Raw genomic sequence first — 17,663 nt, 5'->3', positions numbered from 1 at the left:
GGTTATACGGGTTCCGCACCGGGGCGTGCTAGCCTTGACCCGCCCATACGGGGGAAGCGACAAGAGCGAAGGACCACAGCGCAGAACCATGACGACAGCGAAATTCTACGACCGAGCAGGAGCCGAGCATGCCTGACATCCACTTCGGCGGAGAAGCCTTCCCTGTCGACATCGAGCAGGACCCCTGGGAGCCCGACCTCGCGCCGCAGTTCCAGGCGCTCGTCGGCAAGCCGTTCCCCGAGTTCCGACTGCCCACCACCGAGGCCACCGACGTGCAGCTGCCCTTGCACGAGCTGCCCCGCGCGCGCAACATGTTCGTCTTCCTCCCGCAGGTCGCCACCGCGAAGCACCCGCTTCCCGCGCATCTGGCGGACAACCCCCTCGCGCAGGCGGGCGTCCAGATCCACAAGGGCGTGCACGACGAGTACGAGAGCCTCGCGAGCATCGGGTTCCACTACACCCTCCTCTTCACCACGCAGGACGTGGAAGAGCTGCGCCAGATCATCCGCCCCGAGCCCCGGCAGCAGTTCCCCGGCCTCTCGGACCCCGAGGCGAAGCTCGCGGACCTCTTGGGCCTGCCGACGTTCACCATCGACGGCAAGCGCTATTACGAGCCCTTCGCCCTGATCCTGCAGGAGAACCTGGTCGAGAAGGTCATCTACCCGATCGTCGAGCCCGAGCACTTCGCCCGGTGGGCGTTCAACTGGAGCCGGGTCCGCAGGCCCGACCTCGACTTCCTGAACTACAACCTCGACCGAGGGTCCTTCACCCGCCGGAACGGCTGAGCGCCCCATGCCCGCCGACACATCCGTCGAGAACTGCGTGTTCTGCGCGATCGTGGCGGGCGTCGGCCCCGCGTACCGGGTCTACGAGGACGAGGACGTCGTCGCGTTCCTCGACATCCGCCCGGTGACGCGGGGGCACACCCTGGTGATCCCCAAGCCGCACAGCCCCTACCTTGAGGATTTGGAGCCGGAGAACGGCGCGAAGATCTTCCGCATGGGCCAGCGCATCGCCCGCGCCATCCGGCGCAGCGACCTCGGCGTCGCGGGCACGCATCTCGTCGTCAACGACGGCCGGGCCGCGATGCAGACCGTGTTCCACACCCACCTGCACGTCATCCCCCGCCGCAAGGGCGACAAAGCCACCTTCGTCTTCGGCGCGGCCTGGCGGCGGCTCGTCAAGCCCGAGGAGACCGCCGAGGCGATCCGCGAGGGCCTGCGCCGCCTGGGGTGAGAGGTTACCCAACCCGGACAAGACTCCCTCAACCCATCAAGCGCTTCAATGCTCTACTTATCAGAACTGGCCTACATGACATCGATATCGAGGGACATACCGAGCTTCGCGAGCTGTTCGATCTGATCTGGCCTAAGAGATACGGCAGGGTACGGCATCCTGCTCATAGTTACCACGAATGCAGCCTCGGCACTGAGCCCCATCGCTTCTACAGTTGTCCTAAACTTTTCACAGATCGGGATCAACACAGCAAGCAAACGGTCTAGCTCTACCTCGATATCTAATGACTCTCGCTCACCGAGATTCATCCTCCACGAGTCCTCGGCGAACTTCAGCAACGGCGTATGTGGAGTGCGCGGATCACCTGCTCTAGCCGTTTCCGTTGGAGTTAAAGAGATCTCACTTGTAAAGACACCCGGATCAAATGATCCGGTCACGTTAATAATAGGTTTGATAGTGGTTGGCCAAGACTCGTCCAACTCACGCACAGGTTCCATCGCTTGCTCCAATTCAGTTTCCTATATTATTAATATTGATTCCTGTCGGCTCACCAGGACCGCTTCCATCTTTCGGCTTTATATAAATATTTCCCTCTTCATCTTTAAATAAATCCAACTGACCAGTTCTCTTATCGCCCTTTAATTTCTCTGGATCAATCCCGGCTTTCTTCAGTTTCTTAATCTCACCTGGCTGAAGCCGTTTATCTTGAGTGGGGTTTCGCCCTGGCCGACGACCTCCCCCGCTGTTTTTTTCGATACAGAGATTGAGCGCGCTTTTAGCTACTGCGCCACGCTCAGCATTTTTCATAACTTTCTCATTGTGAGCGGCAACAGCTGCAGGCCCCTTGGTAGCTTCGCCAGGACCAGCTAGAGTGAGCTGCTCACGCTCAGCTATAGCCGCGTCATATTCTTTCTTCTGTGCCGCACAGGCCGCTGGAACCTCGGGCTCATCTTTTGCAGGACTCCTCGGTCCGAACATCATCGCGTCCTTCGAGTCCACTGGCTTGATGCCCTCCAGCGCGGCTTGCATCGCCCGGCCTGCTCCCTCTTGCGCCTGGTCGAGGCCAGTGAGCGCGTCGCGCAGCTGGGACACGCCGTCGCGCTGCAAGTACGAGCGCTGCATGCCTTTCTTGCCGGACGCGTCCTGGACGGACCAGTCCTGGCCGACCCGGAAACCGTTGGACTCCAGCTGCGACACGGAGTTGAGCACGTTCGACCGCGCGGAGGTGAGCTCGTTGCCTGCGTTGCTCAAGGCCGTCCGTAGTTGGGCCACGCCTTCGGCGTTGCTCCGCATTTTCGCGAGGTGGTCGTCCACGTCCCCGGCGGCACGGTCGGCGGCGGTCCCCCGCCACCCTTCGTTGAGGTTCCGCGAGATCTGCTCGTGCGACTGCACCTGCTCGGCGAGCGAATTGTGGACGCTTCCCACCTGGTCCGCCAAGGAGTGCAGCGCGGACGGGTTCATCGACTCCAGCTGCGAGCGCGACAGGCTCATGCGACGACGTCGCGCAACGTGCTGGCGTTCCCTTCGTCCTCGTCCTGGTATTCCAGCACGGTGCTGTGGAAGTTCTCCGCCGTCACATTGGCGCGCTCGCCGTGGCTCTTGAGCGCTGTGCCGAGCACGTCGGCCCCGCCGCTCAAGATGCTCGCGAGGCTCGTCCCGGCGAGCGCGCTCGCGGCCCCGGCGAAGTCCACCGACCCGGCCAACGACCCGAACGTCTCGCTGGCGGACTGGAAGGTCTGCACGTGTCCCGCGATCTTGTCGGTGTCCACGTACAACTGCTGCCCGCCGCAGCAGCCGCCCTCGTTGTAAATCGCCATGATCTGCGCCTTCCTTCCCACAGGTGACTTCTGCGCCGAAGTCTACCGCGCTAGATCTGCCCCCGCAGGACCCCTGCCGTGGCTTCCGCGTCCTCGACCACGCAATAGTGCTCGTAGGCCATCTCGGCCACGTCCTCGGCGCCGAGGTCGCTCCCCCGCACCCAACCTGCGACGAGGCGCTCCAGCATCGCGCAGGCCCGCGCGCGCTGGAACGGCTGGATGTACATGAGGCCGTGCTCGGGCGGGCACACGTCGAGATCTTCGCGCTCCTGCCAGTCCTTAGCCGCCCGCACCGGCCCGAGGTACTCGTCCCCGACCCGCTCCATCTGCGCCCGGTAGTCGAGCTGGCGCGAGGCGTACTGCACCCGCTCCCAGTCGTCGGCGGTCACGTTGCCGTCCCACGCCCCGCGCACGATCTGCAGCGCCGAGGGGTAGGCCTCGCCGATCTGGCTGAACTCGACCGCGTGCTGCATGAGGTACACGCCGGTCGCCCAGCGCCGCTCCGGGGGCACGGCCCGCGCCAGCGCGACGAGGTCGTTGCCCACTGTGTCCAGCCTGCTCTGCCCTTGGCCCCGGCCGTCCGAGCCGGTCGGCGAGATCTGCGCGAAGACCGCGCCTTGTTCCGCCAACAGGTCGGCGACCGCCTGGCCGAGCGGGGCGCTGCTGACGATGGTCGCGAGCTTCAACCCGCTCCTGGCAGACATCTGGCCCTGCGCGAAGTGGTCGGCGACGATCCGCGCCGGATTGGCGAGGCCCTGCCAGGGCGTGTCCCACTCGGTCGCGCCGAGCCCGAAGACCGGCTTCGCGTCCGGGGGCCAGCGCAGGCCCCAGGGCAGGAAGCCGAATCCCTCGTTGCTCGTCGCGTAGCAGACGCCTTTGCCCGACAGCTCCGTGAACGCGCCAACCGCCCAGTCGAGTCCTGCGAATCCCTGCGACTGCGCCACCAGGTCCGCGAGGATGCGCGTCGCACGCCGCACGAGGCGCTCGTCCGCGTCGTCCGCAGGCTCTGGCTCGGCAGACACCGGTCTGGCAGGCGCCGCTGCTGGGGAGGGCTTCGCCGCAGGGGCCGCGCGCTCGGATCTCGCCGCGACGGGAGGCGCAGGGGCCTCGTCCACGTCGTCCTCGTAGTAGCCGTAGCGCTTGTTGCCGGTTTCCCAGTCGTCGGCCCACTCGTCCTTGCCGCTCACAGCGGCGAGCGTAGCAGCTCGTCACAACCAGCGCCGCGCGCAGCGGCGTAGGATGTGCAGATGGGCACGTACGGCGACTACCTCGGCGAGGTCGCCCATGCGCTCGCGGACCGCGTCGCCGAGCAGGCCGAGCCTGTGCGGGACCGGCTCGTCCCGCAGGCCGCGACGCCGAGCGATCTGCCCGAGCCTCGTCGAGGCCGGAGCCCGGCGCGGCAGGAGCCGCCCGCGCCCCTCGCCTTCGACCCCGGCTCGCCGCTCTTCCTTGTGCTGGACGGCCCCGGCGTCATCGGGCTCTAAGCGCTCAGCGCTCCTCGTCCAAGGCCTCTTCGCGATACGGGTTCGCCTCGCCCGCCGGACGCGCGGCGGCAGCGGCTTTGCGGGTCGCCTCGTCGGCCTCGCGGGCTTTTCGCACGAGCTCTTCCATCTCCGCGACCGTGTCCGGCACCCTGTCGAGCTCGAACTTGAGGCTCGGGGTGAATTTCACCCCGAGCCGCGCCCCGACGAGGCCGCGCAACTGGCCCGTCACTTCTGCGAACGCCTCGGCCGCGACAGCGGTGTCCGGCACGTCGGTGATGCTCGCGCCTCTGACCGTGTAGTACAAGGTCACTTCCCGCAGGTCCGAAGTCATCTTCGCGTCGGTGAACGTCACCAGCTCCAGCCTGGAGTCCGAGATCTCGTGCTCGACCGCGCTCGCCACCAACGTCCGGACCCGCTTCGCGAGCCGACGAGCCCTGGCGGGATCAGCCACGTGGCTTCTCCTGCAGCTCGTAGGCCTCGATCACGTCACCGACCTTGAAGTCGGAGTACGTCACGGTGAGACCGCACTCGTAGCCCTCGCGGACTTCGCTCGAGTCGTCCTTCTCACGCCGCAGCGAGGAGATGGTGAGCTCTTCCGCGATGACGGCGGAGTCGCGCAGAAGGCGTGCCTTCGCGTTGCGCCGCACGACGCCCGAGGTGACCATGCAACCTGCGATGAGCCCGGCCTTCGAGGACTTGAACAGCGCCCTGACCTCGGCGGTGCCGAGCGAGACCTCTTCGTAGACCGGCTTGAGCATGCCCGTGAGAGCCTTGGTGATCTCGTCGATGGCCTGGTAGATGACGGTGTAGTACCGGATCTCCACGCCTTCGCGGTTCGCGAGCTCGGTGGCCTTGCCCTCGGCGCGCACGTTGAACCCGATGATGATCGCGTTCGACGCGGCAGCGAGGTTGACGTTGGTCTCGGTGACCCCGCCGACGCCGCGGTCGATGACCCGGAGCTCCACCTCGTCGCCGACGTCGATCCCGATGAGCGCCTCTTCCAGGGCCTCCACGGTGCCGGAGTTGTCGCCCTTGAGGATGAGGTTGAGCTGGCTGGTCTCCTTGAGCATCGAGTCCAGGTCCTCAAGGCTGATCCGCCGACGGCCCTTGGCCGCGAGCTCGTTGCGGCGCATGGCCGCGCGCCGGTCGGCGATCTGCCTGGCGATGCGGTCCTCTTCGACCACGAGCAGGCTGTCGCCCGCCCTCGGCACCGAGGTGAAACCGATGACCTGCACCGGCCGCGACGGCAGCGCCTCGGGCACGTCGACGCCGTGCTCGTCCACCATCTTGCGGACTCGGCCGTAGGCGTCGCCCGCGACGACGGAGTCGCCGACGCGCAGCGTCCCGCGCTGGATCAAGACGGTCGCCACCGGGCCACGGCCTCGGTCGAGGTGCGCCTCGATCGACACGCCCTGGGCCTCGCGGTCCGGGTTGGCCCGCAGGTCCAGCGACGCGTCGGCGGTGAGGAGCACCGCTTCCAGGAGCTGGTCGATGTTGGTGCCGTTGCGCGCCGAGATGTCGACGAACATCGTTTCGCCGCCGTACTCCTCGGCGACCAGGCCGAACTCGGTGAGCTGGCCACGGACCTTCGCCGGGTCTGCGCCCTCTTTGTCGATCTTGTTGACCGCCACCACGATCGGCACGTCGGCCGACTTCGCGTGGTTGATCGCCTCGACGGTCTGCGGCATGACACCGTCGTCGGCCGCGACGACCAGCACAGCGATGTCGGTGACCTTCGCGCCTCGGGCACGCATGGCGGTGAACGCCTCGTGGCCGGGGGTGTCGATGAAGGTGATGAGCCGCTCTTCGCCGTCGAGCGTCGTCGGCACCTGGTAGGCGCCGATGTGCTGCGTGATGCCGCCGTACTCGCCCTCGCGGACGTTCGCCTGGCGGATCGTGTCCAAGAGGCGGGTCTTGCCGTGGTCGACGTGGCCCATGACGGTGACGACCGGTGGCCGGGCCACGAGGTCTTCGTCTTCGTCGTCGTCATCGCCGTAGGTGAGGTCGAAGGAGTCGAGCAGCTCTCGGTCCTCGTCCTCCGGGCTCACGACCTGGACCCTGAAGTTCAGCTCGTCGCCGAGCAGCTGCAGCGTGTCGTCGCCGACCGACTGGGTCGCGGTGACCATCTCGCCGAGGTTGAACAACGCCTGCACCAGCGAAGCGGGGTTCGCGTCGATCTTCTCCGCGAAGTCCGAGAGGGAAGCGCCCCGGGCGAGCCGGATGACCTCGCCGTTGCCCCTCGGCAGCCGCACGCCGCCGACGACCGGCGCCTGCATGCTGTCGTACTCTTGCCGCTTCTGCCGCTTCGACTTGCGTCCACGCTTGACCGGGCCGCCAGCGCGTCCGAACGCGCCTGCGGTCCCACCGCCACGACCACGGCCGCCGGGACCACCGGGGCCGCCGGGACGACCGGGGCCGCCGGGACCACCGGGGCCGCCAGGACCACCGGGACCGCTGCGGCCAGGGGCGCCTGCCCCTGCGCCAGCGCCGGGACGACCGGGGCCGCCTGGGCGAGAGCCAGGACCAGGACCGGGCCGGGGGCCGCGCGGGGGCATCGAGCCGGGGCTCGGACCGGGGCCTCGGCCACCGGGGCGGGGGCCGCCGGAGGCAGCGGGCCTCGGCATCCCCGGAATCGGCGGACGAGAGCCGGAAGGCCCAGGCCTCGGCCCCATCGGACGGGGAACGCCGGGGACCGACGAGGGCGAGGGAGCGCCGGGACGAGGCCCGGGCGCAGGTCCCCTGCCGGGGTGCGGCCCGGGAGCGCCAGCGGCCGGAGGCGCGGGCGCGGAAGAGGAGAAGGGGTTGTTGCCGATCCGGGGCGGGCGAGGAGCCGGGGCCTGCGGACGGGGCGCGACCGCGCTCTCCTGCGGACGAGGAGCCGGAGGGGCGGCCTGCACCACCTCCTGCGCCTGCGGCTGCGGAGCCTGCGGCTGCGGAGCCTGCGGCTGCGGAGCCTGCTGCTGCTGGGGAGCGGGACGGGGGCCGGGACGCGGTCCGGACGCGACGCCCGGCTGCGCCGTCGACTCCTGCGGACGAGGAGCCGGGGCCTCGCTCGCCGGACGCGCGGGCCTCGGCTTCAGCTCTGCCAGGCCCTTGCGCCCGTCCGCGCCGGACGAGGCCGCGAAATGATCCCGCAGCCGTCGTGCGACGGGCGGTTCGATAGTCGACGAAGCCGACTTGACGAATTCCCCCTGGTCTTTGAGCCGCGCAAGAAGGTCCTTGCTGCTGACTCCAAGTTCTTTGGCCAACTCGTGCACTCGAGTCTTGCCTGCCACTCGCGCTCTCCTCACTATCGAGGCCAAGCGCCCACGCCCTCACTGGCTGGCGTGGCTGACCTCGAAACTATGTCCGATCAGTGTTCATCGTTGGTGCTTCACAACGTGCTCATTTGTCTTTGCTCATTTGTCCTTGGCGCCTTTCATGCCCGGCCCAATCAGCTCGTCTGCTCCGCAAGCGCGGCGACCTCGTCCAGCACCGCCGAGCAATCGACGGGGCCGGGGTGGCGCAGTGCTCTCGCGAAGGCCTTTTTGCGCCCAGCCGCCAGCACGCATGCTGGCTTCGGGCATACCCAGGCTCCTCGTCCGCCCAAACGCCTGCCAAAGTCCAACACGAGGACCTCAGAGGCTTCCCGTCGCAGGATGGTGGTCCTCAGCAACGCCGAGGCAGGCATCCTCTGCCGACACCCCACACATGTGCGTGTCGGCACATGTGGCGTTGACGGACCAGGACGGTCGAAGAACCGAAAATTCATCATACTCCTCTTCGGCCCGATTGAAAAGTTGGTTCGAAAGGCCGAGAAGGGTCACAAAGCGCTGCGGTCCGGGGCGGGCCTCCGGGCGACTTCGGGGTCCTGTTCGCTGCGGATGTCGATCCGCCAGCCGGTGAGCCGGGCCGCGAGCCTGGCGTTCTGGCCCTCTTTGCCGATCGCGAGCGAGAGCTGGGAGTCCGGCACCACCACGCGCACCGCTTTCGCGTTCGGATCGAGCACGCGCGTCGCGAGCGCCCTCGCCGGAGAGAGCGCGTTGCCGACGAACGTGGCCGGGTCCTCGTCGAAATCGATGAGGTCGATCTTCTCCCCCGCGAGCTCGCTCATCACGTTGCGCACCCGCTGCCCGTTCTGGCCGATGCACGCGCCCTTCGCGTTGAGGCCGGGCACAGTGGACTTCACCGCGATTTTCGAACGGTGGCCCGCCTCCCGCGCCACGGCGACGATCTGGACCGAGCCCTCGTTGATCTCCGGCACTTCGAGCGCGAACAGCTTGCGCACCAGGTTCGGGTGCGTCCGAGAAAGCGTGATCTGCGGCCCTCGCCTGCCCGCTTTCACGCTCACGACGTAGCATTTCACCCGGTCGCCGTGGACGAGGGACTCCCCCGGCACCTGCTCGGCCACCGGCAGGACGCCTTCGTAGCTCTTGAGCTCGGAGCCGATTCGGACGATCTGCAGGCCGCGCTCGTTCGCCCGGGCGTCGCGCTGGACCACGCCCGCGACGATTTCGCCCTCTTTGGCCGGGAGGTCCGCGAAGCCTTGGTCGCCTTCCGCGTCGCGCAGCCGCTGGAGGATGACCTGCCGCGCGGTCATAGTGGCGATCCGCCCGAAGTCGTCGGGGGTGTCGTCGTACTCGCCGAGAAGATTGCCGTCCTCGTCCCGCTCCGCCACGAGAACTCGGACCGCGCCGTGTTTGCGGTCGATGTCGACCCTGGCGTCGGAGTGGTGGCCGTCGGTGTGCTTGTACGCGGTGAGCAGAGCCGACGCGATGGCGTCGATGATCTTCTCGCTCGAAAGGCCTTTTTCGGCCTCGATCGCGCGCAGGGTCTGAACATCAATGTGCATCGGACGTCCCGCTCCTCATGTTGACTTGTTCGCTCAGGCGGCTTGCGCGCCGAGCCTCGGCTCGTTGTTGGGTAGTGTAGCGCGCTTCCCTGCCGGACGCACCGGGGAGCACGGTTCTGCCAGGCGCGGCGCGTGGCGGAAACCCTCTTGACCGCAGCCCATGGCAGGATAGTGGACCGTGACCGCCGATCGACCTCTCCCCGTGGACAGGCGCACGGTGTTGCTCGTCGGGGCTTCCGCGCTCCTCGCCGCCGCGGCCGGATGCGCCAAAGAACAGCCCGACCCCAAGGCCGTGCAGTTGCTGGCCTCGCTGCGCGAGCAGTCGAGACGGGCCTGGCAGGAGTCAGAACAGGCCGAACTGCTCGTCGGCCACGAATCCGACCACGCGAAAGCGCTCCGCGAAGCCTGCGACCTCCGCCGCGCCCACGCCGAAACGCTCGACGCGCAGATCGCCCGGCTCGATCCGCCGAAAACGACCACTTCCACCACGGCCACGAGCTCCTCGCCGAAGCCTCCCGCCCCAGCCTCCTTGGACGAGTTCAAAGCCTCGCTCGCCGAATCGCAACGCCTCGCAGGCGAACTCGCCAAGGGTTCCTCGGGGTATCTGGCCGGGTTGGCGGCCTCGGTCGCCGCCGCGACCCGGGCGCTTCTCGTCGTCGCGCTGGCCGAGGAGGCCCAATGACCGAGCTGCCGCAGCAGGACGCCGACGCATTGGCCGAAGCCGTCGCCGCAGAGCACGCCGCCGTGTTCGCCTACGGCGTGGTGCAGGCCTATGTGCGGCACCCGGCCACCACGCGGCTCACCTCGGACATCGTCGCCGAGCATCGCGCCCATCGGGACGCGGCCACCGCGCGGCTCACAGGCTCTGGCAGGCAAGCCCCACAAGCCGCGCCCTCGTATCTCTTGCCGATCGAGGTGGCGGACGGTCCGTCCGCCGCGCGCCTCGCGGCTCAGATCGAGCTCGAGACCGCACGGGCCTGGCGATCCCTCGTGGAACGCGCCACTTTGCCCGAGGTGCGGGAGGAAGGCGTGCGCGCGCTCGGGGACTGCGCCGTCCGCGCCGCGCAGTGGAACGAGAACTTGGACCTGAGCCCCCGCGTCGCCCCGTTCCCCGGCAGCTAGCCCGATCCCGCGGACCCGGCCCCGAGGACGCCGAGCCCGCAAAAGCCCACACCGAAGATCGCGGGGATCAGGCACCCGAGAACGCAGCCCAGCACATACAGGCCGAGCGAGATGTAAAGGGTCCACTGCCCGAGCTTCTTCGTGCTCTCCGAGGCAGTCTGCGCCCCGGCGACATCGCCCTGCTTCCAGCGCTCCTCGACCTTGTTCGACTCCAGCAACGCGAAGATCCCGACGGGCCAGAACAGCAAGAACGCTGCCACCACCCAGCCAATCTGCTTGTCCGGCATCGACGCGAACTGCCCTCGGAAGGGCTGTGAGCCAGCATCAGGCTGGCCGTACGGCGGTTGTTGGCCATACGGCGGCTGCTGGTAGGGATCCGGGTACGTCACGCTAGCCCCACAGCATCCTCGCGCGGGGGCAGCTCAGTAGCTGCTGCCCGCGCCCGCGGCGGCAAGGCTGCCGCCGAGGAAGACGAAGTAGACGCAGCAGCAGATGAGCCACAACGCGGACCATCCGGCGCCGATGTACACACCGAGGCTGCCCCACTTTTTCGCGTCCGCAGAGGCCTGGTTCGCGCCTGCGATGTCCCCTTGCGCCCACAGCGTGGAGACTTTGCCCGAGGCGATGAACGCAGGGATCGCCAACGGCCAGAAAAGGAAGATGGACGCGATGGCCCAGCCCTTGTAGTCCGGGGGCGGGCCGCCCGCCGAGCCGCCAGGCCCGTACGGGGAACCACCAACAGGCTGGCCGTACGGGTTGCCCTGCGGCTGGCCGTACGGGTTGCCCTGCGGCTGGCCGTACGGGTTGCCCTGCGGCTGGCCGTACGGGTTGCCCTGCGGCTGGCCGTACGGCGAACCACCGACCGGCGGCTGGCCGTACGGGCTGCCCTGCGGAGGGCCGTACGGAGAACCACCGACGGGCGGCTGGCCATAGGGCGAGCCACCCGGCTGGTTCGGGTCGGACCCCGGGAATGGCTGGTTCGGTGGATACGTCATTGGGCTCTCCGCCTTTCTCAATGTCCGCGCTGACGCACGGCCCTCGTCGTTGGTGCCCCACGGCCCCGAATCAGATGATCTGCGAGAAGCGTAACGCACCGCGCCTGGTGCGTCGCATAGGCCCGCACACCCCGCCTGTCACACATGGAGCAGGGTGAACGGGGCGAAGGGGAGGTTGCGGACGACGAACCACACCGGCACGACGAACCCGATCGCGCATCCGCCCCAGAGCTTGTCATGCCACGTGGGCAGTTTCATCCCGCGCCACCGGTTCACGAACCAGGCGAACCAGGCGTATGCCAGCGCCACGACGATCACGAGCGCCACGGCGTTGTACCGCAAAGCTTGCAGCACATCCCCGTGCATCAGATGCCACATCATCCGAGAGCCGCCGCATCCCGGGCAGTCGATCCCGAAGAGCTGCCGGAGCGGGCACGGCGGGATGGGCCCGCCAGGAGTCTCCGGATGGGCGAACCACATCCCGACGCATGAGGCGAGGCCGATGGCTCCCACCCCGATCGGCGCGGCCATGCCGCGCGTGAAAAGCCCAGAGAAGGCGAGCCCCGCCCTTGCCGATATCGACCGGTGGGCGGAAACCTCCGTGTAGGCGCACATAACGCTCCCTCTCCGTTGACGCGAAACGATCTAAGGGTTGAACCTGTTCGGCACACCGAGCGAGAAATGCCAGATCAAACTAGCAACCACCATGCCAACGCCGATGAGCAGGCCGAGCCCGCCGAGCACAATTGCGGCAAGCGACAGGCCCTGGCTGCGGCTCTCTTGCTTCGCCTTGTTCATCCCGATGATCCCGAGGATGAGCGCGGCGAGGCTCAAGAGGTTCAAGCATCCACAGCACCAGGAGGTCAAAAGGCCGATTGCCCCGAGGACTGTGCCAATAATGCCCAGTGTGTCGGAGCCGCTCCCCTGCGCCGGGGATCCGTATCCACCAGGCGCTCCGTATGGGGGCTGTCCCCCATATGGCGGTTGGGCGCCGTACGGGTTCTGGGGCTGCCCGCCGTAGGGACTCCCGCCGTACGGGCTCGACGGCTGGACGTATGGGTTCGGCGGCGATCCCCCGTACGGCGATCCTCCGTACGGCGACTGCCCATACGGATCCTGCCCAGGCGGATACGTCATCGCGTGAACTCCTCGTCAATCCCCCGGCGCACGACCGGCTCCCTCCACTCTCTCATAATCGCGCTTCGAACGTCCCGCCGTATCGGGCGAAAGCTCAGTTCTGATCGGGCAGATCGCCGAATCCACCAGCGAGGCCGAAAGCGATCAGCGCCCCATAGACCAAGACCGTGATCACGCCGATCGCGGTGGCCACAACGCCCAACCAGAAGCCGACTTGGGCCAACGCCCGGTTCTCCGGCAGATTCTTGCCCAGGTACGTCCTGGCGCAAATGATCGCGGGAATGCCGGTCAGACAGCTGCAGCCGGTCAGCGAGAGAATCCCCAGGACCAGCGCGGCGATCGCAAGATTGCTCGACTCTGTCTGCGGCGGCTGGTAGTACTGCGGCGGGTACTGGGCCTGCGGCCCCGCAGGGTACACCGAATACCCGGGCACGGGCTGGCCCGTGCCCGGGAAAGGGTGCTGCCCTTCGGGCGGGTTCTCCGGATACGTCACGGAGTCGTGGTGCTCACGCTGCCAGAGAAGTCAAGGACGCCGCTGAGGCTCAGGATGGCGCCGATAACTCCCCAGGCGATCGCGATGCCGATGGCGATCCAGCCGAACTTCTTCTGCTGCGCGTTGTCCTTGGCGGTCGCGACCGCGACGATGCCGAGGATCAGGCCGATGGCGCAGATGTCGAACAACGCGGCGAAGACCACCGCGAGGATCCCGAGGGTGTTCTTCTTCTCGGCAGGCGGCTGCTGGCCGGGAAAGCCTTGGGCGAACGGCGGCTGGCCCGGAGCGCCCGGTTGTCCCGGAGCACCGTACGGATTTGGCTCGGTCGGATAGGTCATGTCACAAACTCCTCAGTCAGGTCCCCCGGCGCACAACCGGCTAAGATCACTATCGCACAACCGCAACAGCGATGCCATCCCACCCTTTCGAGGACACGAGCTGCAAGGCAGTCGCGTCGAGCCTCGGGTGCGACCCCAGCAATTCGAGCACCTCGCGGGTGCCGCGCGCATCGTTGTCGCCGTGTTCGAGGTCCAACGCGTTCGGGTCGATGATCGCCCCGCCGCGCACGGCGTTGTCGACCACGATCACCGTGCCCGGACGGGCGAGATCGACCGCCAGCCGCACGTAGTTCGCGTTATTGCGCTTGTCGGCGTCGATGAAGACCAGGTCGAACGGCTCGACGCCCTCGGCTTTGAACGCGAGCAGCGAGTCGATGGCCGGGCCGACCACGACCTCAACGAGGTCGCCGACCCCGGCGAGGACATGGTTCTCCCGTGCGACCTCGGCGTGATGCGGGTCGATCTCCAGCGTCACGACCGTGCCGCCGGACGGCAACGCGCGCGCGAGCCACGTGGAGCTGTACCCGCCGAGCGTGCCGACTTCGAGGACGCGGCGGGCCCCGGCGATCTTGGCCAAGAGGAAGAGGAACTTCCCTGCGGTCGGCACGACGTCGATGGGCGGCAAGCCGCCTGCCTTGTTCCGGTCGAAAATCGACCCGGTCTCCTCCTCTTCCGGGGAGAACAAGGTCTGCGACAACCAGTCCTCGACGGCGACCCATGCCGGGTCGGGGTGGAAGTGTCTGGTCATAGCCCCAGCCTACTCGCCGGAGCCTGCCCGTCCCGCCGCCTGGCCCGAGCCCCTTGCGACGAATTCCGCGGCCTTGGCGAGGGCCGCGACCGCCGATGGGACGACGACGCCCGCCTCGACGAGGCCCGACTCGCCGGTGAAGCGTTCCTTCAGCTCGACCTTGCCCTCGCTCGCCCAGTCCCGTCCGACCACCACGATGACCGGCGTGCCGAGCAGCTCCGCGTCGGCGAATTTCACACCGGGCGAAGCCTTGCGGTCGTCAAGGAGGACACGCAGCCCGTGGGATTCGAGCTCGGCCGCGTACCGCTCGGCCGCCTCGGCCTCGGCCCCGCCCTTCCCTGTGGCGAGCACGTGGACCTGGAACGGCGCGATCTGCGGCGGCCAGCGCAAACCCTTCTCGTCGTGCCACTGCTCGGCGACCACGCCGACCAGCCGGGAGACCCCGACGCCGTACGAGCCCATGATGAGCCGCGCGGGCTTGCCGTTCTCGCCGAGGACGTCCACCGAGAACGCGTCGGTGTACTTCGTGCCGAGCGCGAAGACATGTCCGATCTCGATGCCGCGCGCCGCGACGAGCGGCCCCTTGCCGTCGGGCGACAGGTCGCCCTCGCGGACCTCGGCGGCCTCGACAGTCCCGTCCGCAGTGAAGTCTCGGCCGTGCACGAGGCCGACGACGTGTTTGCCTTGCTCGTCCGCGCCGGTGATCCAGCTCGTGCCGATCCCAATCCGGGGGTCGAGGAGGTAGCGGACTCCGTTGGCGCGGAGCGCGCCGGGGCCGATGTACCCCCGCACGAGGAACGGGTGCGCGGCGAAGTCCTCCTCGGTCAAGAGCTCCACCTCGGCGGGCTCCAGCTGCGCGCCGAGGCGTTTGAAGTCCACCTCGCGGTCGCCGGGCAGGCCGATCGCGAGCAGCTCCCACTCGCCTTGCTTCCCGCCCTTCTGGGGCTCGCGGACTTTGACGAGGACGTTTTTCAGCGTGTCGGCGGCGGCCACTTCGCGCCCGAGGCCTTTCTCACCGATAAGCACCGTGTTCGCCCACGCCACCAGGCTCGCGATGGTCGGCGTGTCGCCGGTGTCGTGCGTCTGCGCCGCTGGCGCTCCCGAAAAGTCGACCGGGGCGGCCGGGGGCGTCGTGACGGCCTCGACGTTCGCGGCGTAGCCGGACTCCACGCAGCGCACGTAGGTGTCCTCGCCGATCGCGCTCTCCGCGAGGAACTCCTCGCTCGCCGAGCCGCCCATCGCGCCCGAGGTCGCGGCGACGATGACGTACGAGACCCCGAGCCGCTCGAAGATCCGCTGGTACGCCTCGCGGTGCGAGTGGTAGGCAGCCTTGTTGCCCGCCTCGTCCACGTCGAAGGAGTACGAGTCCTTCATGACGAACTCCCTGCCGCGCAGAATGCCTGCGCGCGGGCGCTCCTCGTCCCGGTACTTCGTCTGGATCTGGTAAAGAATCGTCGGCAGGTCCTTGTACGAGGTGTACTCCCCCTTCACGATGAGCGCGAACAGCTCCTCGTGGGTCGGCGCGAGCAGGTAGTCGCCGCCTTTGCGGTCCTTGAGCCGGAAAAGGTTGTCCCCGTACTCCGTCCACCGGTTGGAGGTCTCGTAGGGCTGTCGCGGCGCGAGCGCGGGCAGCAGGATCTCCTGGCCGCCGATCCCGTCCATCTCTTCTCGCACCACGTTCTCGATCTGCCGCAGCACCTTCAGGCCGAGCGGCAGCCACGCGAACACGCCCGGCGAGATCCGTCGGAAGTAGCCGCCCCGCACGAGGAGCTTGTGGTTGGAGACCTCGGCGTCGGCGGGATCCTCCCGCAGGGTGCGCAAAAACAGTTCAGAGAGTCGAGTGACCATTCCGAAGATCTTACGGGCCGCTCTTGGTGAGCGCGAACTCGTCTTCGGCGATCTTCGAGAGCATCCTCTCGTGCTTCCACGGCGACCAGGGCCACAGCTCGGGCGCCCCGTCTTTGCCGAGGTACCAACTGTTGCAGCCGCTGACCCAGATCGTCCCCTTCACGGCTTCTTTGATCTCCGCGTTGTAGGCGTCCGTGACGTCCTGCCTCGGCTCGGCGAAATCGAACTGCCCCGTGCGCCACCGGTCGATCCACCCCATGATGTACTTCGCCTGCGCCTCGGCGATCCCGACCAGGGAGAAGTTCCCGACCGGGCTGTGCGGGCCCATCACGAAGAAGAAATTCGGGAACCCCGGCACGGCCACCGTCCGGTAGGCCCTCGGGCCGCTCTCGGCCCACGCCTCGTCGAGGGTCCGTCCGCCGTCGCCGACGATCTTGGCCGGACGCACGAAGGCGTGGAAGTCGAAGCCGGTCGCCATGACGAGCACGTCGAGCTCGTGCAGCTGGCCGTCCTTCGTGACGATCCCGTTGTCCACGACGCGGTCGATCCCCTCAGTGACCAAATGCACGTTCGGGCGCTGCACGGCGCGGTAGAACGCCGGGTGGATCACCGTGCGCTTGCACATGGGCTTGTCCGGCGGGGTGAGCTTCGCCCGCAGCCCCTTGTCTCTGACAGTGCGCAGATGGAGGTGGCAGAACGCGTTGACCAGCTTGTACCGGATCCCCTCCGGATGGATCACGCCTTGGAAGAGTCCGCCGAAGAGCACTCGGAGCGTCCGGTAGAACACCGTGTTGAGCGCGGGGAAGGTCCGCAGCGCCCAACGCAGGACCGGGCCGGTCGGCGGGTTCGGCAGCGGGGCGACCCATTGCGCGGTGCGTTGGAAGAGCGTCACGTCGACGTTCCGCTTGGATAGCGCCGAGACGATCTGGACGCCGGTCGACCCGGTGCCGACCACCCCGACCCGCCTGCCTTCGAGGGGCACGGAGTGGTCCCAGCGGGCCGAGTGGAAGAGCGCGCCTTGGAACGAGTCGAGCCCCGGCAGCGGGGCGGTCTTGGGGTGGTGCAGCACACCAGAGGCAGAGACGACGAAGTCTGCGGAGTACACATCCTTCGTCGTGGCCACCCGCCATTTCCCGTCCTCGAAGACCGCCTCGACGACTTCCTCTCCGAAGCGGATGCGCGGAGTGACCCCGAGGCGGTCCGCCGTCTCGTCGAGATAGCGCTCGATCTCCGGCTGCGTCGGGAAGAGGTGCGACCACTCGGGGTTCTTCGCGAAGGTGTACTGGTACCAGTGCGAGGGCACGTCGCACGTCAGGCCCGGATAGGTGTTCTCGCGCCATGTCCCGCCGATGCTGCGCCCTTTCTCCAAGATGACGAAGTCCTCGATCCCGGCTTCCTTGAGCTTGGCCCCCATCGCCACCCCGGACATCCCCGCGCCGATAACCACGACAGAAGGAGCGCGCAGGCTGTCTTTCCCCTTCGTCGTCCCGTTGCTGGCCAACGTCGTCATTTCTGCTCCTCACGTCGTTCTCGACCGCCAGGGCGTTCAGGCCTCGTCGCCGAGGGGACGCACATCGATCTAGCGGTGTGACGCACGCCTATGGGACAGCTCCC

22 protein-coding genes are annotated in these 17,663 nt (G+C 67.7%); 5 read left to right on the top strand and 17 right to left on the bottom strand.

All coding sequences use genetic code 11. The features are described from left to right. Positions 1 to 128 precede the first annotated feature (128 nt). Together ACRC20_RS08845 and ACRC20_RS08840 are read left to right on the top strand one after the other, a co-directional pair. Positions 129 to 785, top strand: coding sequence for a hypothetical protein (locus tag ACRC20_RS08845; RefSeq protein ID WP_438685992.1), 657 nt, complete (start codon positions 129 to 131; stop codon positions 783 to 785). Between the two features lie 7 nt (positions 786 to 792). Next, on the top strand, positions 793 to 1,236 hold the full coding sequence (locus ACRC20_RS08840; RefSeq protein WP_438685991.1) for an HIT family protein: 444 nt from the start codon (positions 793 to 795) through the stop codon (positions 1,234 to 1,236). Positions 1,237 to 1,307: 71 nt separating this feature from the next. Here the strand turns inward: ACRC20_RS08840 and ACRC20_RS08835 are convergent, their stop codons facing one another. From ACRC20_RS08835 to ACRC20_RS08820, 4 genes are read right to left on the bottom strand one after another with little or no spacing between them, the layout of a single operon-like run. Next, positions 1,308 to 1,745 carry a DUF4279 domain-containing protein gene (locus ACRC20_RS08835; protein WP_438685990.1) on the bottom strand — a complete coding sequence of 146 codons (438 nt, stop codon included), beginning with the start codon at positions 1,743 to 1,745 and terminating at the stop codon, positions 1,308 to 1,310. Position 1,746: 1 nt separating this feature from the next. Further along, positions 1,747 to 2,727 (bottom strand): polymorphic toxin type 33 domain-containing protein, encoded by a 981-nt coding sequence (locus tag ACRC20_RS08830; RefSeq protein WP_438685989.1) that lies wholly within the window; start codon positions 2,725 to 2,727, stop codon positions 1,747 to 1,749. Further along, entirely contained in the window at positions 2,724 to 3,053 is a 330-nt protein-coding gene (locus ACRC20_RS08825; protein ID WP_438685988.1) for a hypothetical protein, read from the bottom strand. Before ACRC20_RS08825 ends, ACRC20_RS08830 begins: the two co-directional genes overlap by 4 nt. A 50-nt stretch (positions 3,054 to 3,103) precedes the next feature. Beyond that, the gene (locus ACRC20_RS08820) at positions 3,104 to 4,240 is read right to left on the bottom strand and encodes a hypothetical protein (protein WP_438685987.1); all 1,137 of its coding nucleotides are present in this window, start codon (positions 4,238 to 4,240) and stop codon (positions 3,104 to 3,106) included. 60 nt (positions 4,241 to 4,300) lie between these two features. Here ACRC20_RS08820 and ACRC20_RS08815 point away from each other — a divergent pair, with 60 nt between their 5' ends. Then, complete coding sequence (locus ACRC20_RS08815) at positions 4,301 to 4,537, top strand: hypothetical protein (RefSeq protein WP_438685986.1); 237 nt, start codon at positions 4,301 to 4,303, stop codon at positions 4,535 to 4,537. A 4-nt stretch (positions 4,538 to 4,541) separates the two neighbouring features. On the opposite strand, the gene ACRC20_RS08810 is transcribed toward ACRC20_RS08815, so the two are convergent. The 4 genes from ACRC20_RS08810 to nusA all read right to left on the bottom strand — a co-directional run bounded on the left by ACRC20_RS08810 (position 4,542) and on the right by nusA (position 9,368). After that, entirely contained in the window at positions 4,542 to 4,988 is a 447-nt protein-coding gene (locus tag ACRC20_RS08810; RefSeq protein ID WP_438685985.1) for a ribosome-binding factor A, read from the bottom strand. Further along, positions 4,981 to 7,812 carry a translation initiation factor IF-2 gene (infB, locus tag ACRC20_RS08805; RefSeq protein WP_438685984.1) on the bottom strand — a complete coding sequence of 944 codons (2,832 nt, stop codon included), beginning with the start codon at positions 7,810 to 7,812 and terminating at the stop codon, positions 4,981 to 4,983. The genes ACRC20_RS08810 and infB overlap by 8 nt, the downstream gene beginning before the upstream one ends. A 158-nt stretch (positions 7,813 to 7,970) precedes the next feature. Then, the gene (locus tag ACRC20_RS08800; protein ID WP_438685983.1) at positions 7,971 to 8,288 is read right to left on the bottom strand and encodes a YlxR family protein; all 318 of its coding nucleotides are present in this window, start codon (positions 8,286 to 8,288) and stop codon (positions 7,971 to 7,973) included. Positions 8,289 to 8,339: 51 nt separating this feature from the next. After that, positions 8,340 to 9,368, bottom strand: coding sequence for a transcription termination factor NusA (nusA, locus tag ACRC20_RS08795; RefSeq protein ID WP_438685982.1), 1,029 nt, complete (start codon positions 9,366 to 9,368; stop codon positions 8,340 to 8,342). 178 nt (positions 9,369 to 9,546) lie between these two features. Between nusA and ACRC20_RS08790 the strand changes: the two genes are divergently transcribed. Both ACRC20_RS08790 and ACRC20_RS08785 read left to right on the top strand, forming a co-directional pair. Continuing rightward, a complete protein-coding gene (locus ACRC20_RS08790) occupies positions 9,547 to 10,050 on the top strand; it encodes a hypothetical protein (RefSeq protein WP_438685981.1) in 504 nt (167 codons plus the stop codon). Next, positions 10,047 to 10,490, top strand: coding sequence for a ferritin-like domain-containing protein (locus ACRC20_RS08785; protein ID WP_438685980.1), 444 nt, complete (start codon positions 10,047 to 10,049; stop codon positions 10,488 to 10,490). Before ACRC20_RS08790 ends, ACRC20_RS08785 begins: the two co-directional genes overlap by 4 nt. Here the strand turns inward: ACRC20_RS08785 and ACRC20_RS08780 are convergent. The 9 genes from ACRC20_RS08780 to ACRC20_RS08740 all read right to left on the bottom strand — a co-directional run bounded on the left by ACRC20_RS08780 (position 10,487) and on the right by ACRC20_RS08740 (position 17,559). Beyond that, positions 10,487 to 10,879, bottom strand: coding sequence for a CD225/dispanin family protein (locus ACRC20_RS08780; RefSeq protein ID WP_438685979.1), 393 nt, complete (start codon positions 10,877 to 10,879; stop codon positions 10,487 to 10,489). The two genes, ACRC20_RS08785 and ACRC20_RS08780, sit on opposite strands and share 4 nt — an antisense overlap. 33 nt (positions 10,880 to 10,912) lie before the next feature. Beyond that, positions 10,913 to 11,485 (bottom strand): CD225/dispanin family protein, encoded by a 573-nt coding sequence (locus tag ACRC20_RS08775; protein ID WP_438685978.1) that lies wholly within the window; start codon positions 11,483 to 11,485, stop codon positions 10,913 to 10,915. Between the two features lie 138 nt (positions 11,486 to 11,623). After that, positions 11,624 to 12,016: a DUF2752 domain-containing protein gene (locus tag ACRC20_RS08770; protein WP_438685977.1), complete on the bottom strand. Its 393-nt coding sequence runs from the start codon at positions 12,014 to 12,016 to the stop codon at positions 11,624 to 11,626. A gap of 114 nt (positions 12,017 to 12,130) precedes the next feature. Then, positions 12,131 to 12,622, bottom strand: a complete 492-nt coding sequence (locus ACRC20_RS08765; RefSeq protein ID WP_438685976.1) for a hypothetical protein — start codon at positions 12,620 to 12,622, stop codon at positions 12,131 to 12,133. Between the two features lie 94 nt (positions 12,623 to 12,716). Further along, positions 12,717 to 13,115: a DUF4190 domain-containing protein gene (locus ACRC20_RS08760; RefSeq protein ID WP_438685975.1), complete on the bottom strand. Its 399-nt coding sequence runs from the start codon at positions 13,113 to 13,115 to the stop codon at positions 12,717 to 12,719. Then, positions 13,112 to 13,453 (bottom strand): hypothetical protein, encoded by a 342-nt coding sequence (locus tag ACRC20_RS08755; RefSeq protein ID WP_438685974.1) that lies wholly within the window; start codon positions 13,451 to 13,453, stop codon positions 13,112 to 13,114. Before ACRC20_RS08755 ends, ACRC20_RS08760 begins: the two co-directional genes overlap by 4 nt. A 49-nt stretch (positions 13,454 to 13,502) precedes the next feature. Next, positions 13,503 to 14,201 (bottom strand): O-methyltransferase, encoded by a 699-nt coding sequence (locus ACRC20_RS08750; protein ID WP_438685973.1) that lies wholly within the window; start codon positions 14,199 to 14,201, stop codon positions 13,503 to 13,505. Positions 14,202 to 14,210: 9 nt separating this feature from the next. After that, a complete protein-coding gene (locus tag ACRC20_RS08745) occupies positions 14,211 to 16,049 on the bottom strand; it encodes a proline--tRNA ligase (protein WP_438685972.1) in 1,839 nt (612 codons plus the stop codon). A 10-nt stretch (positions 16,050 to 16,059) separates the two neighbouring features. Further along, positions 16,060 to 17,559 (bottom strand): flavin-containing monooxygenase, encoded by a 1,500-nt coding sequence (locus tag ACRC20_RS08740; protein WP_438685971.1) that lies wholly within the window; start codon positions 17,557 to 17,559, stop codon positions 16,060 to 16,062. Positions 17,560 to 17,663: the final 104 nt, after the last annotated feature.

Origin of the sequence: Segniliparus sp., assembly GCF_051660745.1 — a bacterium.
Taxonomy (GTDB): domain Bacteria; phylum Actinomycetota; class Actinomycetes; order Mycobacteriales; family Mycobacteriaceae; genus Segniliparus.
Note: the sequence above shows the minus strand (reverse complement) of the source record. Positions and strands in the feature narration are given on the sequence as shown.

Bases quoted from the DNA above. Each gene is read 5' to 3' on its own strand.
- ACRC20_RS08840 (WP_438685991.1), top strand. From the start codon at position 793: ATGCCCGCCGACACATCCGTCGAGAACTGCGTGTTCTGCGCGATCGTG.
- ACRC20_RS08830 (WP_438685989.1), bottom strand. From the start codon at position 2,727: ATGAGCCTGTCGCGCTCGCAGCTGGAGTCGATGAACCCGTCCGCGCTG.
- ACRC20_RS08745 (WP_438685972.1), bottom strand. From the start codon at position 16,049: ATGGTCACTCGACTCTCTGAACTGTTTTTGCGCACCCTGCGGGAGGAT.
- ACRC20_RS08755 (WP_438685974.1), bottom strand. From the start codon at position 13,453: ATGACCTATCCGACCGAGCCAAATCCGTACGGTGCTCCGGGACAACCG.
- ACRC20_RS08825 (WP_438685988.1), bottom strand. From the start codon at position 3,053: ATGGCGATTTACAACGAGGGCGGCTGCTGCGGCGGGCAGCAGTTGTAC.
- ACRC20_RS08740 (WP_438685971.1), bottom strand. From the start codon at position 17,559: ATGACGACGTTGGCCAGCAACGGGACGACGAAGGGGAAAGACAGCCTG.
- ACRC20_RS08775 (WP_438685978.1), bottom strand. From the start codon at position 11,485: ATGACGTATCCACCGAACCAGCCATTCCCGGGGTCCGACCCGAACCAG.
- ACRC20_RS08785 (WP_438685980.1), top strand. From the start codon at position 10,047: ATGACCGAGCTGCCGCAGCAGGACGCCGACGCATTGGCCGAAGCCGTC.
- ACRC20_RS08770 (WP_438685977.1), bottom strand. From the start codon at position 12,016: ATGGCCGCGCCGATCGGGGTGGGAGCCATCGGCCTCGCCTCATGCGTC.
- nusA (WP_438685982.1), bottom strand. From the start codon at position 9,368: ATGCACATTGATGTTCAGACCCTGCGCGCGATCGAGGCCGAAAAAGGC.
- ACRC20_RS08845 (WP_438685992.1), top strand. From the start codon at position 129: ATGCCTGACATCCACTTCGGCGGAGAAGCCTTCCCTGTCGACATCGAG.
- ACRC20_RS08815 (WP_438685986.1), top strand. From the start codon at position 4,301: ATGGGCACGTACGGCGACTACCTCGGCGAGGTCGCCCATGCGCTCGCG.
- ACRC20_RS08750 (WP_438685973.1), bottom strand. From the start codon at position 14,201: ATGACCAGACACTTCCACCCCGACCCGGCATGGGTCGCCGTCGAGGAC.
- ACRC20_RS08765 (WP_438685976.1), bottom strand. From the start codon at position 12,622: ATGACGTATCCGCCTGGGCAGGATCCGTATGGGCAGTCGCCGTACGGA.
- ACRC20_RS08800 (WP_438685983.1), bottom strand. From the start codon at position 8,288: ATGAATTTTCGGTTCTTCGACCGTCCTGGTCCGTCAACGCCACATGTG.